Genomic DNA, 16,933 nt, shown 5'->3' on the forward strand with positions numbered 1-16,933 from the left:
AGCTCGATCTTCGATCATGGGGACAGATCGCAAGCCACTGTTTCAAAAAGTAAAACGGGCTTCTCGTTCAGGCACTAATTCGTTGGTGATCAAGCAGCGCAGCGATAATATCCAATGGTTCTATCGTGCGTTGCAGCCTGGCGTGCATTATGTTGAGGTTGATCGTCGGTTTCAGGACTTGCCGCAAGTGCTCGATGAACTGCAGAGCCAGGAAACGGCCGTCCGGCAGATCATTGACAACGCGAACAAGTTCGTGGAAACAAACATGCAAATGTCAGACCTCTGCGCGCAGATGTATTGGATCATACGGCGCTACGCCCGCGAGATACAGCAGCTCGAATGCTCCGACGACCGGCGTGGCGGGCATCGTTGAAGATCTGGCTCCCCTACATCCGTGCCGGCACGGGGGCGGACATCTATACGCACTCCCTCGCAGCGGCGCTGGAGCAGCTCGGGCAACGCGTGGTCACGACGCCATTCCAACATGAATGGCAGTACTTCCCGTGGCGTCTGCGTCTCAGGAATATCCCCGATGGCACGGACCTCGTCGTCGCGAACAGCTGGAATGCGTTCGCATTTGCCGGCCGGGGCGTGCCGGTGATCGCCGTTGAGCACCACACCCTCGTCGGCTCCGGCAGGACCGCTTACACAAACTTTCCCCAGGCCATCTTCCACGAAGTTTTCGTCAAAGCCTTCCTGCGTCGCTCGGCGGCTACCGCCGCTCGCGTGGTGGCCGTCAGCCAGCATACGGCGACGTCCTGGCGTCGCAGCATCGGGGGCGCGGAGCCGATCGTGATTTATAACGGCGTCGATACGGAGTACTTTTCGCCTGCTCCCAGCCTTCATCGCAAACCCGAGCGCGACCGGTTCCGACTGCTGTTCGTGGGCAAGCCCTGCGCGCGTAAAGGGGCGGATCTCTTGCCGGCGATCCTGTCGCGCCTGGGCTCGGGCTTTGAGCTTCGGTGCGTCGGAGGCCACCCGCTGCCCGCATCGCTTCAAGGACATCCCCGAGTTCGTCATCTCGGTCGACTCACCTTGGAGGATCTCAGGGCGGAATACCGCCACGCCCAGCTGCTGCTCGCGCCGAGCCGGCTGGAAGGCTTCGGCCTGGCGGCCGCCGAGGCCATGAGCTGTGGAACGCCTGTTGTCGCGAGCAATGCGCATGCGTTTCGCGAGCTGATTGGCCGTGATGGCGCGGGGGTGCTGTGTGCCATGGACAGCGCTGACGACTTCGGGCGGCAGATCAAGCGCCTTGCGGCCGACCCCGGGCGGCTGTCCCAGCTCTCACGCACGAGCCGCGCGCGGGTCGTCCAACACTTCTCGCGTCGGCGCATGGCGAGCGAGTACCTCGAGTTGTTCAGGCGCATCGTGCCTGCTCCGACATCCGCTGAGACTCGCGCGGCGCTGCCCGAGGGGGACGGTTCTTGAGAAGACAGCTTCGCATCGGTCTCGACGGGCGGCCGCTGACAGCGCGGCGAAGCGGCATAGGTCGCTATGTCTTCGAGCTCAGTCAGGCCCTGCATGCGGCGTTGCCGGATGCCGAGTTCTTTGCTTTTGGGCGCTCGAAGATGGTGCCTCCGGTGCAAAGCGCGCGCTGGCATTGCATCCAGGAAAGCTCCCGCGTGGCATCGAAGCTGCCCGGTCTGTTTTGGCTGCGTTGGCGCGTGCCTCAGCTTTTGCGGCAGCTCGATCTCGATGTTTTCTGGGGGGGGGCCGGCATCCTGCCTGCGCATACCCATGGGGCCCGCACATTGCTCACGATCCATGATTTCAATGTGATGGTGGTGCCGAAGACCATGCCGACGCTCGGCTGGGCCGCGTCCAGCATGTTCCAGCATCAAGATATTGCCTCCGCCGATGCCATATCCACCAACTCGTGTGGCACGGCTGAGCGACTGCGACATTACTACGGTAAGACCGCTGCCGTTGTGGCTCCGCCCGCCGTTTCACGAGCGTTTCTCGCCGCAGCGCGAGCGCCGGATTGGTCTGTATTAACGACGTATGGGCTCAGCGCCGGAAGCTATTGGCTAATGGTTTCCAATCTCGAGCCGCGCAAGAATATGGATATCGCTGTGCGGGCGTTTCTCGCCATGAAGCGGACCGGCGAGACCCAGGGCATGAAGTTTGCCATTTGCGGTGCTTCGGGATGGAAAAATCGGCGGCTGATCCGGTTACTCCAAGACGCTCGTGCGGATGGCGTGGAGCAGCTGAGTTACGTGCCCGATGAGCATCTTCCCAGCCTGTTCCGGGGTGCGAGGCTGTTTCTTTTTCCATCCATCTACGAAGGCTTTGGGATGCCCGTGCTCGAAGCACTCGCCTGTGAGACGCCGGTGGTCACCACCGAGCTGCCTGAGCTGAGAGAGGCTTCGCTTGGACTCGCCAACTATATCGAGCCGACCATCGAAGGTGTGATTCAGGGGGTGCGCTCGGCGCTGGCGCGGCCCCGGCCGACATTGACCGGGGTGCGGCAGGTGCCGACATGGGAAAACAGCGGCCAGCTGTTGGCCGATGCCATATTGGCGCTGGCGCAGTAGGGCAGGGCTGTGAGAGTCCTATTTGGCGGATCACATCCCCGCCGCCGGCTCCAGTCGCGGTACGGCGTCAAATCCGCAGCAGCAACCGCGCCGGGTCCTCCAGGGTTTCTTTGATGGCGACGAGGCATTGCACCGCCTCGCGGCCGTCGATGATGCGGTGGTCGTAGCTCAGGGCCAGGTACATCATGGGGCGGATGACCACCTGCCCGTCGCGGGCGACGGGGCGCTCTTCGACCTTGTGCAGGCCGAGGATGGCACTCTGCGGTGGGTTCAGGATGGGCGTGGACATGAGCGAGCCGAAGACGCCGCCGTTGGTGATGGAGAAGGTGCCGCCGGTGAGCTCTTCGAAGCTCAGGGTGCCGTCTTTGGCCTTGGTGCCGAAGTCGCCGATGCCGCGCTCGATGTCGGCCATGGAGAGCTGATCGCAGTTGCGCAGGATGGGCACCACCAGCCCGCGCGGAGAGCTGACGGCGATGCCGATGTCGTAGTAGCCGTGGTAGATGATGTCGCCTTCGTCCACCGAGGCGTTCACCACCGGGAAGCGTTGCAGGGCCTCGACGCTGGCCTTGACGAAGAACGACATGAGGCCTAGGCGCACGCCGTGGGTGGCCTCGAAGCGGTCTTTGTAGTGGCTGCGCAGGGCCATGACAGCACTCATGTCCACCTCGTTGAAGGTGGTGAGCATGGCGGCGTTCTGCTGCGCCTCCACCAGGCGTTGGGCGATGCGCGCGCGCAGCCGGGTCATGGGCACGCGCTGCTCGGGGCGGCCGGCATCGCCGGAGAGTCCGGGCAGGGAGGCATCGAGCTCGAGCGCCGGCGTGGTGGTGTCGTCCGATGTCTGCGGCGTCGGTGCGGGCGCGGCGCGACCGGCGTCGGGGTCGCGCGCCGGGGCTGCGGCTTCCTGCTGATCCAGCCAGGTGACGACATCCGCTTTGTGGATGCGGCCGCCGCGGCCACTGCCGGGGATGTCGCCGGCGTTCAGGCCTAGCTCCTTGATCAGCCTGCGCGCCGCGGGGGCGAGCTGGGGCTGTTCGGCGGTGGCGCTGTCGCCGGCCGGCGCGGTTGCCGTTGCCGCCGCCGGCGCCGCGGCGGCGGGCTCGGCGGCGGCCTGGTTGGGCGCCTGATCGGTATGAGGGGCAGCGGTGGCTGCGTCGCTCGCCTCGATCAGGGCGAGCACGGCATCTGCGTCCACTACGTCGCCTTCCTTCACCTTGTGCTCGGCCAGGCGGCCCGTCACCGGCGCCGGCACCTCCAGCACCACCTTGTCGGTTTCCAAGTCCACCAGGTTGTCGTCCTTGGCCACGGCGTCGCCGGGTTGCTTGTGCCAGGTCAGTATCGTTGCGTCAGCCACGGACTCGGGCAATGCGGGGACGCGCACTTCGGTGCTCATGGGTGGGAATTCCTTCGCGATGCTATGAGTGGGTTCGGACTCGGTCGGGCTGGTGCGAGTGTACCGTCGGGCTCGGCGGTCACCGGCGCCGGCCGGGGCGCTGTCTGTTCGGGCTGCGTGGGCGCTCGATGTCGGGCTGCGGGTCGGTGCGGTTGTGGTCGGCGCTTCAATCCGCCGCCGGCAGTTCGTCGATGGGCTGCTGCGGCGGGATGCGCCGGTTCATCTTCGGGTTGATGCGACCGGTCAGCGCCTCGTCCACCAGCTGCTCTTGCTGGGCCACGTGCACCGAGCGGTGACCCACGGCGGGTGCCGCCGAAGCCGCGCGGCCGACATAGTAGGGCTGTTTGCCCTGCTCGATGAGATGATGGAAACGATGCTTGATCTGGTCCCAGGCGCCCTGGTTCTGCGGCTCTTCCTGGCACCAGATGATCTCGGTGGTGTCGGGATACTGTGCCAGCGCATCGGTGAAGGCGTCCTTCGGGAAGGGGTAGAGCTGCTCGATGCGGATGACGGCCACATCGGTGAGGCCACGGGCGTGGCGCGCCTCGATGAGATCGTAATAGACCTTGCCCGAGCAGAACACCACCCGCTCGACGCCGGCGGGGTCGAGGGGGTCGGTTTCGGGGATGACCACCTGGAAGCCGCCGTCGGCGAGCTCTTCCAATGATGACACCGCCAGGCGATGGCGCAGCAGGCTCTTGGGTGTCATCACCACCAGCGGCCGGCGGAAGTCGCGCAGCATCTGCCGGCGCAGCAGGTGGAACATCTGGGCCGGCGTGGTGGGCACGCAGACCTGGATGTTGTGCTCGGCGCACAGCTGCAGGAAACGTTCCAGGCGCGCTGAAGAGTGCTCGGCGCCCTGGCCCTCCAGGCCGTGGGGTAGCAGCATGGTGAGCCCGCAGTCCAGGCCCCACTTGGTGCCGGCGGAGGTGATGAACTGGTCGATGACCACCTGGGCACCGTTGGCGAAGTCGCCGAACTGCGCCTCCCAGATGGTGAGCGCGTTGGGCTCGGCGGTGGCGAAGCCGTACTCGTAGCCCAGCACGGCCTCTTCTGACAGGATGGAGTCGATGGCGACGAAGTCGCCTTGGGGGGCTGCGTCGTCGTCGCGCAGGTGCTGCAGCGGTGTGTGCTCGCGGCCGGTCTGCTGGCAGTGGACCTTGGCATGGCGGTGGAAGAAGGTGCCGCGGCCGGCGTCCTGACCGGACAGGCGCACCGGATAGCCCGCGTCCAGCAGCGTCGCGTAGGCCAGGTTCTCGGCGAAGCCCCAGTTGGCCAGCTGATCACCCTGGGCCATTTTGCGCCGCTCCGCCCAGATCTTGCTCACGCGCGGGTGCAGCTCGAAGTCTTCCGGCAGCCGTAGCATGCGCTCGGCCAAGTCGGTGAGCCGTTGCCGTGGCACGCTGGTGTCGGCGGCGGCGCGCCAGTCGTTGCCGTGGCAGCTGTGCCAGTCGGCGCGGTAGCTCTTCTCGAGCCCGCACAGCACGGGGCGGGCCACCACCACGCCGTGCTCGATGGCGCCGCGGTACTCCTCGATCATGGCCACGGCGTCGTCGCGGGTCAGCACGCCGTCGTCGATGAGCCGGTCGGCGTAGATGGCGCGGGCGGTGGCCCGCTCGCGGATCTTTTTGTACATCATGGGCTGGGTCACCGCCGGCTCGTCGGCCTCGTTGTGGCCGAGGCGGCGGTAGCACACCAGGTCGATGACCACGTCCTTGCGGAACTGGTTGCGATAGTCGAGCGCCATGCGGGTGACGAAGATGACCGCCTCCGGGTCGTCGCCGTTCACATGGAGCACCGGCGCCTGCACCATTTTGGCTACATCCGTGCAATACAGGGTGCTACGGGTGTCCAGCGGGTTGCTGGTGGTAAACCCGATCTGATTGTTGATGACGATGTGCACCGTGCCGCCGGTGCCGTAGCTGCGGGTCTGGCTGAGCTGCAGCGTCTCGGCCACCACACCCTGGCCGGCGAAGGCGGCGTCGCCGTGGATCAGCACCGGCAGCACCTGCTCGCCGGTGCGGTCGCCGCGGCGGCGCTGGCGCGCCCGCACCGAGCCCTCGATGACCGGGTTGATGATTTCCAGGTGCGAGGGGTTGAAGCCCAACGCCAGGTGCACGATGCCGCCGGGGGTCTCGACATCCGACGCGAAGCCCAGGTGATACTTCACATCGCCGGCGAGCTGGCGCGGGTTCATGGGGGCCTTGCCCTCGAACTCGGCGAAGATCTCCTGCGGCGGTTTGCCGAGGATGTTCACCAGCACGTTGAGCCGCCCGCGGTGGGCCATGCCGATGACGATCTCTTTGCCGCCCTTGCGCCCGGCGCGCTGGATCAGCTCGTCCAGCATCGGGATGAGCGCCTCGGCCCCCTCCAGCGAGAAGCGTTTCTGGCCAACGTACTTGGTGTGCAGGTACTTCTCCAGGCCCTCGGCGGCGGTGAGCAGGGTGAGCAGCCAGCGTCGGTCCGCCGGCTCCAGCTCCGGGCGTGCCTGGTAGCCCTCCAGGCGTTTCTGCACCCAGCGCTTTTCAACCGTGGTGGTGATGTGCATGTACTCCGAGCCCACGGGCCCGCAGTAGATGCGCTGCAGCAGCGCCAGGATGTCCTTGAGCGGCATCCGGTCGGGGGCGTAGAGCGATCCGGTATGGAAGACCTGGTCGAGGTCGCTGTCTTCGAGGTTGTGATAGCTCGGGGCCAGGTCCGCCACCTTGGGCGTGGGGCGCAGCTTCAGCGGGTCCAGGTCCGCCACCTGGTGGCCGCGGTAGCGGTAGGCGTTGATGAGCCTGAGCACCGCCGACTGGCGCTCCGCCGCCGCCGGCTCCAGACGCTGCACGAAGCGGGCTTGGGCACGGGTGCGGCTTTCGCTCGCCAGGCGCTCGAAGTTCTCGCGCACCGGGCCGTGCGGCACCTCGTTGGCGGCCTCGGCGTGGATGGCGTCGAAGCGCCGCCGCCAGGCGAGATCGATGCTCTCGGGGTCTTTGAGATAGCGCTCGTAGAGATCTTCGATGAAGGCCGCGTTGCCGCCGTAGAAGGCGGAGGAGGATCGGAACAACTGCAGCAGCGCGCTCATAGCTTTGGTTCGGCTTGCTCTGGTTCGTGTGGGCCGGCGGCGGGCGTGCGCACGCGCGCTCGGGGGGCGCGGGCGTGCGACGCTTCGGCTGCCTGTGATGCCGTCGCCGTCACGCGTATCTGTGCGGCGCGCGTCCTGTCAAACCGAAAGTGTAACGCACAGGCGGCGGCCGCTGATCAGCGCCCGGGCAATGTCATGTATTGGGCTTTTCGCGTATCCTGGGCGGTGCGTGGGGGCAGACGCCGTCGCCAACAAGCATCGGCCTGCGCGTCAGGCGCTCGCCGGGCCCACAGCAAGCCGCGCGCAGGTGCCGTCGGCTGCTCCGTCAACGCCACCGCCCTCGTAGCTCAGCCGGATAGAGCAACCGCCTCCTAAGCGGTAGGTCACAGGTTCGAATCCTGTCGAGGGCGCCATCACCCTGTTCTACATGCGCTCCGCCTGTCCCGCTAACGACGATGCGTGGGGGATTGTTGTGCTGAGTCTGTTCTCGACCCACTATTTTTGGCTCGCGCTCGGGGCCTCGTCGCTCAACAGCGCGGTGCTGGCGGTCGCCGCCGGCTTCGCTGCGAAAACCGACGATGGTTTGCTGGTGGTGTTGCTGCTTCTGCTGACCATCGCCAGCCAAGTTCTGAGCTGCCTCTATTTCCTGGCCGGCCGTGGTGTCGAGCTGCTTGTGCATCGTTTGCTCGACCAGCACCACCTGCATCCGCAGTCGCACCGGTTTAAGGCGGTCACCGGCTACATCGAAAGGTACCAGAAGCGTTACATTTTCATGTATCGCTTTATCCCTGGGATGCGCTTCATTTCGCCTTACATCATGGGGATGGGAACGGCGCGGTTTTGGCCGTTCTTCTTCATCGACTGGCTCGCGGCCTTGGTCTGGGCCTCGGCGTTCGGCGTGGTCGGCTATCTGTTCGGCGCCGCGGCGATGCACGTGATCGACGATTTCGCCGGCTACGACACCTATCTGTTCGCCGGTATCGCCGGGCTCGTGCTGCTGTATATCGGCGTGAAGCATCTGTATCAACGTCGCCAGCGCCGCCTCGCCGCGGCGGCACGCGCCAGCGATCTGGATCGTGTCTGAGCCAGGCCCTGATCCAGCGAGTCCCTGAGCCAACGCCTGATGCGCTGCCGCCTGCCCGGAGCGGGCGACACTGCGGCGGTGACACCGAAAACCGCTCGGCGCGGCGGTGTCCCTCAGGCGGCATTGTCGCGACTGCGCGCTTCATATAGGCTGCCGCCCTCGTCGCAGCTCTTGGATGGAGGCCGCCTCGACATGTCCTTGCCGCTCATACGCGCCCTCGCCCTCGTAGCCGGGGCGTACCTGTTCGCACTGGCCCCGCCGGTGCCCGCCGCCGATGCAGCAAAAGACCCCGGCGCGAGTGCTGAATCGCACTCGGCGCCGCCTCAGGCCAATGCCGACGCATCTTCTTCAGTACCCGATTACGTCGCCGACGTGCAGCCGATCTTCAACCGCCGCTGCATCGCCTGTCATGGCTGTCTCGGCTCGCCCTGCAACGTCAAGCTGGACTCGTTTCGCGGGCTCGAGCGCGGCGGCTTCGGGCTCAATGCCTATTCGGTGCACGCCAGCGATTATCCGCGCACCGATATGGAGGCGGCCCATTCGCTGGCGGCCTGGCGCAAGAAGGGGTTCTATCCCATCGTCGCGCGCGACGGCGGTGCCGCGAAGAACCTCGACAACTCGCTGCTCTACCTGATGATCGAGGCCGGCCGGGCGCACAACAGCCCCGGCTTCTCGCGCGCGGCGCTGAAGGGGCTGCGCCCCGAGCGCTACATGGCGACCTGTCCGCCCAAACCGGCGGCGTTGCAGGCCGAGTTGCAGAAGCACCCCGCCATCGGCATGCCGTTCGGCCTGCCGGCCCTCTCCGACAGCGATTTCGAGACCCTCAAGCAATGGGTCGCGAACGGCTCGCCCGGCCCGACCAAGGCCCAGCAGCACGCGGCACAGCGCATCGCCAATCCGCGCGCGGTGCTGGCGTGGGAGTCGTTCCTCAACGGCGACGACAAGCGCGCGCAGCTGGTCAGCCGCTACATTTTCGAGCACATGTTCCTGGCGACCATCGTGCTCGAGGAGAGCCCGGGCGATCAGTTCCGGCTGGTGCGCTCCAAGACCCCGCCGGCGCGCGTGGTCAAGGGCGACAATGGCGACGAAAGGGTCGAGATCCCGCCGGTCGAGGTGATCGGCACCGGGCTGCCCTACGATGATCCCTACAGCTACGCCAACATCGAACGGTTCTGGTACCGGCTCGAGAAGGTCACCGAGCCGGCGGTGCAGAAGAATCACTTCCTGTGGCAGCTGTCGCTCGACGACATCGATCACCTGACCGAGCTGTTCGCGCTCGACAGCGGCGAGGGCTGGGGCACCGGCGATGCGCTCAAGCCCGGCTGGGGCAGCGACAATGCGCTCGAGGTGTTCGCCGCGATCCCGGCCGAGTCGCGCTACCGCTTCATGCTGGAGAACTCCGAGGTCATCGTCGGCGGTATCACCTATGGGCCGGTCTGCAACGGCCAGACCGCGACCTATGCGGTGAAGGATCAGTTCTGGGTTTTCTTCCTGGACCCCGCCTATGATCCCTCGGTGCAGAAGCCGATGCTCGGCCTCGATAGTTGGGATACCTTCATGGACCGCTCGGTATTCGGCAATGCCGATTACCTGAAGGCGTTCGCGGCGACCAAGGAGCAGCTCTTTCCCAAGGGCTGGTCGCTGGATGCGCTCTGGGATGGCGGCGGCGATGACCGCAACGCCTGGCTCACCGTGCTGCGCCATGAGACCAATGTCTCGGTGCTCAAGGGTGCGCAGGGCGGGGTGCCACGCTCGCTGTGGCTGATCAGCTTCGCCAGCTTCGAGCGCATGTACTACGACACCGTCGCCGGCTTCGCCTACTGGAAGGGCGACGGGTCCAAGCTCGAGACCCTGATGTTCTTCAACTTCCTGCGCCAGGCGTTCGAGGACAACTTCCTGACGCTGCTGCCACCGGATGTGCGCAAGACGATCCGTCGCAAATGGACACAAGGCATTGGCGCCATCGGCCTGGCCGCGGTGCCCTTCGCCGGCGAGCAGCAGCCGACCCAGGTCAAGGTCAGCGGTGATGACCCGCTGCTGGACCTGGTCGAGCAGATCGAGCAGCGGCTCGGGCGCAAGATCAGCGGCCTGCCCGACCCGCTCAATCCGCAGCAGAAACCCGATGTCGAGCTGGATGCGGCGATCAAGGACTTCGACGACTGGGAGCGGGCGATCTCGACCCTGACCGCGACCGAAGGCCTGTCATTCGTGCCCCAGTTGCCAAGTGTGATCGTGCTGCGGCTCAACCATGGTGACGCGCAGCGTGTCTACTCGCTGATCGCCAACCGCGTGTATGCGACGCAGTACACCCTGGTGTTCGAGAACGGCGAGGCGCTGCCGAAGAAGGACTCGATGAGCGTCTATCCGACCCTGGTCAACGGTTTCCCGAACCTGTTCGTCGATCTCGACCTGCAGGATGCCTCGGCCTTCCTGTCCGATCTGAACGCGGTCGCGAGCGCGGCCGACTGGAAGGCGTTCAAGACCCGCTATGGCATTCTGCGCAACAGCGGCCAGTTCTGGGACTTCTACGACTGGATCAACGCCTGGAACTTCAAGCAACGCGGTGACGTCGCCGGCTGGCTGGACCTGACCTACTACGACGCGCCGGAGAAGTGAGCGCTGGTGTTGGCCCTTTGGCCTGCGGCGGCCGGGGCGCTCATGGCTCCGCCTCCGCCGCCGGGATGGCACCTTCTCCCGCAGGCGGACGACGGATCGGCTCCAAGGGCAGCCGCAGGAGGTGCAGCGGGCGCTGCCAGGCGGCATCGTCGTAGGTGCCGATGCCGAAGCGGATGGCCTGTGGGTCGTCGCGCAGCCGGAAGGTGCCGAACAGCCGGTCCCAGAACGAGAAGACGGTGCCGTAGTTGGCGTCCGTCTCGGCGCGGATCTCCGAATGATGCACCCGGTGCATGGACGGCGGCACGATGAGTGCGCGCAGCCGCGCATCCAGGCGCGCCGGCACGGCGAGGTTGCTGTGGTGGAACAGGATCACCAGCACCATGACCGATTTGTACAGCACCAGCATGCTCAGCGACATGCCGAGCGCCATGAGCACCAAGCCGTTGGCCACCCCGGAGAGCAGAATTTCTCCTGGGTGGAAGCGCAGTGCAGTGGTGCTGTCCATGGCCGGGTCGCTGTGGTGCACGCGGTGAAAGCGCCAGAGGAATGGGATTTCGTGATTGGCGCGGTGCCAGACGTACATCCAGCCATCGAACAGCAGGAAGGTCAGTAGCGCGCAGGCGGGCCAGCCGAGGTCGAGGACATGGCACAGGCCGATGCCCTGGGCCGCGGCGGTGGTGACCGACAGCACCAGCAGCGGCACCGTCAGGGCGCCGGCGACGGCGCTGACCGCGGCGAGGCCTAAGTTATTGGCGCCGTGGCGCAGGCGGCGCTCGCGCCCGGCGTAGGCGGGCAGCCAGCCCTCGGCGGCGAACAGCGTCGCCAGGGCGATGAGGCCGATGATGGTGTCCGTGCTCATGTCTTGCTGCTGGTACCGGTTGCGGCGCCGCTGCGCGCCCTGGCCATGAGACCCATGCCCATGGCTGAATGTTTCCGCCGCCCGTGGTGCCAATGCCACCGGAGGCGGGCGGGTCGTCGCCGCCAAACCTCGGCGGCGGTGCCAATGCAGTCTGTGCCGCGCCGGCTTCAGCGCCGGCGCTCGTACTCCATGGCCAGCCGCGCCGGCGGGGTACCGGCGAAGAAGCGGAGCATGGCGACGGCATTGCGCAGTTGTTGCCGCAGCATGCCGCCGCGCTCGAAGCGCACCGCCGAGGTGGTGACCGTGGTGGGCAGCTTGCGGATGCGTCGCCGGGGTCCGTGCTGACGGCGCACGCGTCGCGCCAGTTCCACGTCTTCGAACAGCGGCCAGTCCGGGAAGCCGCCGACGGCGTCGAACAGGTCGCGTCGGATGAGATAGCCCTGGTCGCCGAAGGTGGTCCAGGCGGAGTCGAAGCGCGAGCACCAGGCGTAGAGCGCCAGCAGTGGGTGGCGGCGGTCGAAGCGGAGCCGAAAGCAGGCCATGCCCAGGGCCGGATCGGCGAGGGCGGCGGCGATGGCCCGGGCGGCGTCCGCCGGCAGTCGGGTGTCGTCATGCAGAAACAAAAGCGCCGGGGCGGTGCTGGCGCGGACACCGGCGTTGCACTGGGTGCCCCGCCCGCGCAACGCCTGCACGTGTCGGCAGCCCGGCGGCGGCGGCATGCGGGTCTGTACGTCCGCGGGCTCGACGACGATGATTTCCTGCGGACGCAGTGTGCGCTGCGCCTGGTGGATCGCCGAGCAGACCGATGCATCGAGCTGGCGGGTCGGGATGATCACGGCGAGCGCGGCCGGGTCGGCGGCCCCGGGTGTGGGGCGCATTGCGGGCTGTCTGGGGATCACGGGCATGGCAGCGGGGGCGTTGCGGCGATAGCCGGCCGCACGCGTGCTTAGAGCTGTGACGGGGCGGGCGCCGGCTCGTCACCGGCGGCGCGCAACGTCGGCGGCGGCGGTGGTGGTGACGCGCCCTCGGCATTTGCAGGCTGCGTCGGCGCCGCGGCGGGAGGCGCCGGCGCCGGCGCCGGCGTCGCCGGTGGCTGGATATCCGGCTCGGCGCCTGGCCCGGGCTGGCTGGTGTCGGCGCCGGTGCTCGCGCGCGCCGGCACGGTCGCGGTACTCGTGTCTGTGCCCGTGTCGGTGTCGCCGCGACCTGGCCGGGCGCCATTGGGGCCGGTGCCAGACGGGCGGCTGACGTCGACGCCAGAGGTGCTGCCGGGGGCGGGCGCAGCGTTGCTGCCGGGTGCGGTATCGTCGGCGACCGTCGCGGCGCCCGCCACCTGTGCCGCGGTTGATGTCTCGGGACGGCTGTCGCCGACGGCGCCAATGCCAGTGCCAGTGCTTGCGCTGTCTGCGATGTCCGGATCGGACCCGGTGCGCGCCTGAGCAGGTTGTTGCTCCGCCACTGACCCCATCGGCGACTCCGGCTGCGCTCCCGGCGACCCGGCGCGCGGCGCACGTTGTGGCCCGCCCTGCGCCTCGGCGCCTGGCATGACGGTCGCGGTGGCGGCCGCAGCGGTACTTGCCCTGTCCGACGCAGCGACCGCCGCCGATGGCGCGTCTGCACCCCCGGCGGTGGCGATCGCCGGACGCCGTTGGCGCTGCGGCGCTTGTGCGGCTGCGGCTGCCTCCTCGGCACGGCGGGCGCGCTCCTCGGCCAGTCGCCGTGCGCGCGCTTCCGCGCGCTGGCGCGCGACGCGCTCACCGTAATTACCGTAGTCGGGGCCGTTGCCGACGACCGTGACCGCCGTGCTCGGGCCGACGTGGGCGAAGACGGCTTCGGCCATTTGCGGCGGCATGCGAATGCAGCCATGGGAGGCCGGCTGGCCCGGGTTGGGGATGGGGCCTGCGTGCATGCCGATGCCGTCGTAGGTCAGGCGCATGAAGTGGGGCATGCTGGCACCGACGAAGCGCGCGCCCTCCGGCACCGGGTCGCGGCCGTGGGCGCTGCCGCGGATGACCTTGCCGTTGCGCACGAGCTTGCCATAGAGGTTCGAGCGCTTGTCGCGCACCTTCTCGATGATCGTAAACTCGCCCCTGGGTGTGGGATGACTGGAAACGCCGGTGGCGATGGTGGTCCAGCCGACACGCTCGTCGCCGGCGTAGAAGCTGGCCAGCTGGGTGTCAGTGTCGATGACGATGCGCGTGACCGCGCGCCCGTCACCCGTCCAGTCGTAGAGCTGGCCCGGCTTCGGCTGGGGCGCATCGGTGTCGGCGACCGTCGCCGCTGACGTGGCGGGCTCGTTGTTGTCCGCCGCCGCGTCCGTCGCCGGAGGGGTCTTGGATGCCTGTGGGAGCTCCGGGAAGCCCATCTGGGCGCAGCCGCCGGCGGTGAGGAGCCAGGCAGCCAGTGGTGCGAGCAAAACGCTGCGGAGCGCGCCCGGTGTGATGTATCGGTTGCTCATCGATCGTTTCGGCAGGACACTTGGCGCGCGTGCGGCGCAATACGCGGACGTTAACCGATTGACGCCGGGCGAGCAAAGGCGGCTTCGGCCCACCGCCGCCCGCCGCCACGCCCGCAGGGCGCGCAGTGCGCGGGTCGATGCCCCGGGGTTGGGCGCGGGACTGGATCGTCGATGCGTCTGATCCGCGTCCGCCGTGCGGCCGATGCCGGATGCCAGCGGTGGGATGCGATACGGTATCCTGCGCGCAAACACACGCAATCCCGTGCGCCATCGCGCGATGGCCGAAACATTGCGCGTCTGCCTGTAAACGAGATCCCCAGCACCCATGCAGAGCGAGTACGATCCCGCCGCCGTCGAAACCGCGGCACAGCAGTATTGGGACGCCCACCAGACCTTCCGCGCCGTCGAGGACCCGACCCGCGAGAAGTTCTACTGCCTGTCCATGTTCCCGTATCCGTCCGGGCGGCTGCACATGGGCCATGTGCGCAACTACACCATCGGCGACGTCATCGCCCGGTACGAGCGCATGCGCGGCAAGAACGTGCTGCAGCCCATGGGCTGGGACGCCTTCGGCCTGCCCGCCGAGAATGCCGCCATCAAGCACGGGATTCCGCCGTCCCAGTGGACGCGGGCCAACATCCAGGCCATGAAGGCGCAGCTGCAGCGTCTGGGCTTCGGCTACGACTGGGCGCGGGAGCTGGCCACCTGCGATCCGAGCTACTATCGCTGGGAGCAGTGGCTGTTCACGCGTCTGATGGAGAAGGGCCTGGCCTATCGCGCCAAGGCCACCGTCAACTGGGACCCGGTGGACCAAACGGTCCTCGCCAACGAGCAGGTCATCGACGGCCGGGGCTGGCGCTCCGGCGCGCTGGTGGAGAAGCGCGAGATCGAGCAATGGTCGGTGCGCATCACCGACTACGCCCAGGAGCTGCTGGACGCCATCGATGGTCTGGAGGGCTGGCCCGAGCAGGTGCGCACCATGCAGCGCAACTGGATCGGGCGCTCCGAGGGCGTCTATATGGCCTTCGGCGTCGCCGGCCCCGGGGTGGGTGAGGACGAGCGCCTGGGCATCTACACTACCCGCCCGGATACGGTCATGGGTGTCACCTATGTCGCCGTCGCCGCCGAGCATCCGCTGGCCCGCGCCCGTGCGCGGCACGATCCGGATCTCGCCGCCTTCATCGACGAGTGCCGCCGCGGCGGCACCACCGAGGCGGAACTGGAGACCATGGACAAAAAGGGACATCGGCTGGGCCTCGACGCCATTCATCCCATCACCGGCGAGCCCGTGCCCATCTTCGCGGCCAATTTCGTGCTCATGGGCTACGGCACCGGCGCGGTCATGGCCGTGCCGGCGCATGACCAGCGCGACTGGGAATTCGCCGAGCGCTACGGCATCCCCAAGCGGCAGGTGGTGGTGAGCGCCGACGGCGGCGACTGCGGCATCGAGCAGGGTGCCTTCGTGGACAAGGGCATGCTCATCCACTCGGGTTCCTTCGACGGGCTCACCTCGGCGCAGGCCTTCGACGCCATCGCCGAGTGGCTGCAGGCGCGCGGCAAAGGCGAGAAGCGCGTGAACTTCCGGCTGCGCGACTGGGGTGTGTCGCGCCAACGCTACTGGGGCTGCCCCATTCCGGTGATCCATACCGCCGACGGCGGCGTACGCGCGGAAACGCGCCTGCCCGTGGAACTGCCCGAAGACGTGGTGGTCGACGGCTCCGGCTCGCCGCTGAAAAAGATGGATGCCTTCTCGCAGCTGCCCGCGGGTGAGCGCCGGGAAACCGACACCTTCGATACCTTTTTCGAGTCCAGCTGGTACTACGCCCGCTACTGCTCGGCGGACTGCGACACGGCCATGCTGGACGCCCGCGCCAACTATTGGCTGCCGGTGGATCAGTATGTCGGCGGCGTCGAGCACGCGGTACTGCACCTGCTGTATGCGCGCTTTTTCCACAAGCTCATGCGCGATGAAGGTCTGGTGGACTGCGACGAGCCCTTCGCGAACCTGCTCACCCAGGGCATGGTCGTCGCCGAGACCTGGTATCGCGAGGACGGCGACGGCCAGCGCACCTGGTACAACCCGGCGGATGTGGACGCCAGCTACGACGACAAGGGCAAGCTCGTCGGCGGCGTGCTGAAGGCGGACGGCGCGCCCGTCGTCTTCGGCGGCGTCGAGAAAATGTCCAAGTCCAAGAACAACGGCGTCGACCCGGAGGCGCTCATCGAGCGCTATGGCGCCGACACCGTGCGGCTCTACACCATGTTCACCGCCCCGCCGGATCAGTCCCTGGAATGGTCCGACGAGGGCGTGGAGGGTGCCGCGCGCTTCCTGCGCCGGCTGTGGTCGCTGGCGGCCGCGAGCGCCGATGCGGTGCGCGCGGCGGCGGCGCCGACGGGTGACAGCACCGTGGCGGATGCGCGCCGGGAGATTCATGGGGCGTTGAAGAAGGCGCTTTTCGACTACCAGCGTCACCAGTTCAACACCGTGGTCTCCGGCTGCATGACCATGGTGAACGTGCTCTACAAGCTGGATCAGGCGCAGCCGGCGCAGGCGGCGCTGCTGCGCGAGGGGCTCGGCATCGTGCTGCGGTTGCTCGCACCCATCGCGCCCCATGTGTCGCATCACCTCTGGCGGGCGCTCGGCCTCGGCGACGACGTGCTGGCGGCGGGCTGGCCGGCGGTGGACGAAGACGCCCTCGCCCGCGACAGCATCCAGTACGTGGTGCAGGTGAACGGCAAGGTGCGCGGCAAGGTGCAGGTGCCGGCGGCGGCCCCGCGCGAGGCCATCGAGCGTGCCGCGCTGGCCGATGACAACGTGCAGCGTTTCATCGGCGAGGCCGCCATCCGCAAGGTGATCGTGGTGCCCAACAAGCTGGTGAACGTGGTGGCGAAGTGAGTCACGCCCGACGCCGCAGCGCCGTCGCC

Annotated in this window: 11 protein-coding genes and 1 tRNA gene; 7 read left to right on the top strand and 5 right to left on the bottom strand. The window is 67.5% G+C overall.

Going from position 1 to position 16,933, the window contains the following annotated elements; all coding sequences use genetic code 11:
* The 3 genes from QZ588_RS12510 to QZ588_RS12520 all read left to right on the top strand — a co-directional run.
* The coding region (locus QZ588_RS12510; protein ID WP_295543217.1) for a glycosyl transferase family 90 at nucleotides 1-373 on the top strand (373 nt) is incomplete at its 5' end.
* Nucleotides 370-1,428: a glycosyltransferase family 4 protein gene (locus QZ588_RS12515; protein WP_295543218.1), complete on the top strand. Its 1,059-nt coding sequence runs from the start codon at nucleotides 370-372 to the stop codon at nucleotides 1,426-1,428. The genes QZ588_RS12510 and QZ588_RS12515, both read left to right, overlap by 4 nt.
* A complete protein-coding gene (locus QZ588_RS12520; RefSeq protein ID WP_295543220.1) occupies nucleotides 1,425-2,534 on the top strand; it encodes a glycosyltransferase family 1 protein in 1,110 nt (369 codons plus the stop codon). The genes QZ588_RS12515 and QZ588_RS12520 overlap by 4 nt, the downstream gene beginning before the upstream one ends.
* Nucleotides 2,535-2,601: 67 nt before the next feature.
* On the opposite strand, the gene odhB is transcribed toward QZ588_RS12520, so the two are convergent.
* Complete coding sequence (odhB, locus tag QZ588_RS12525; RefSeq protein ID WP_295543222.1) at nucleotides 2,602-3,924, bottom strand: 2-oxoglutarate dehydrogenase complex dihydrolipoyllysine-residue succinyltransferase; 1,323 nt, start codon at nucleotides 3,922-3,924, stop codon at nucleotides 2,602-2,604.
* A gap of 166 nt (nucleotides 3,925-4,090) precedes the next feature.
* Nucleotides 4,091-6,991 carry a 2-oxoglutarate dehydrogenase E1 component gene (locus tag QZ588_RS12530; RefSeq protein ID WP_295543224.1) on the bottom strand — a complete coding sequence of 967 codons (2,901 nt, stop codon included), beginning with the start codon at nucleotides 6,989-6,991 and terminating at the stop codon, nucleotides 4,091-4,093.
* A 336-nt stretch (nucleotides 6,992-7,327) separates the two neighbouring features.
* On the opposite strand from QZ588_RS12530, the gene QZ588_RS12535 reads away from it, so the two are divergent.
* From QZ588_RS12535 to QZ588_RS12545, 3 genes are all read left to right on the top strand, one after another.
* Nucleotides 7,328-7,404, top strand: a tRNA-Arg gene (locus QZ588_RS12535).
* Nucleotides 7,405-7,463: 59 nt separating this feature from the next.
* A complete protein-coding gene (locus QZ588_RS12540; RefSeq protein ID WP_295543226.1) occupies nucleotides 7,464-8,075 on the top strand; it encodes a VTT domain-containing protein in 612 nt (203 codons plus the stop codon).
* A 192-nt stretch (nucleotides 8,076-8,267) separates the two neighbouring features.
* Nucleotides 8,268-10,691, top strand: a complete 2,424-nt coding sequence (locus QZ588_RS12545; RefSeq protein WP_295543228.1) for a fatty acid cis/trans isomerase — start codon at nucleotides 8,268-8,270, stop codon at nucleotides 10,689-10,691.
* Nucleotides 10,692-10,731: 40 nt separating this feature from the next.
* Here the strand turns inward: QZ588_RS12545 and QZ588_RS12550 are convergent, their stop codons facing one another.
* The 3 genes from QZ588_RS12550 to QZ588_RS12560 all read right to left on the bottom strand — a co-directional run bounded on the left by QZ588_RS12550 (nucleotide 10,732) and on the right by QZ588_RS12560 (nucleotide 14,008).
* The gene (locus QZ588_RS12550; protein WP_295543231.1) at nucleotides 10,732-11,550 is read right to left on the bottom strand and encodes a sterol desaturase family protein; all 819 of its coding nucleotides are present in this window, start codon (nucleotides 11,548-11,550) and stop codon (nucleotides 10,732-10,734) included.
* A gap of 167 nt (nucleotides 11,551-11,717) precedes the next feature.
* Nucleotides 11,718-12,428 carry a glycosyltransferase family 2 protein gene (locus tag QZ588_RS12555; RefSeq protein ID WP_295543232.1) on the bottom strand — a complete coding sequence of 237 codons (711 nt, stop codon included), beginning with the start codon at nucleotides 12,426-12,428 and terminating at the stop codon, nucleotides 11,718-11,720.
* A 68-nt stretch (nucleotides 12,429-12,496) separates the two neighbouring features.
* Entirely contained in the window at nucleotides 12,497-14,008 is a 1,512-nt protein-coding gene (locus tag QZ588_RS12560) for a L,D-transpeptidase family protein (RefSeq protein ID WP_295543234.1), read from the bottom strand.
* Nucleotides 14,009-14,333: 325 nt separating this feature from the next.
* On the opposite strand from QZ588_RS12560, the gene leuS reads away from it, so the two are divergent.
* A complete protein-coding gene (gene leuS, locus QZ588_RS12565; RefSeq protein WP_295543235.1) occupies nucleotides 14,334-16,904 on the top strand; it encodes a leucine--tRNA ligase in 2,571 nt (856 codons plus the stop codon).
* Nucleotides 16,905-16,933: the final 29 nt, after the last annotated feature.

The organism is uncultured Thiohalocapsa sp., assembly GCF_913062725.1.
Lineage (GTDB): Bacteria > Pseudomonadota > Gammaproteobacteria > Chromatiales > Chromatiaceae > Thiohalocapsa.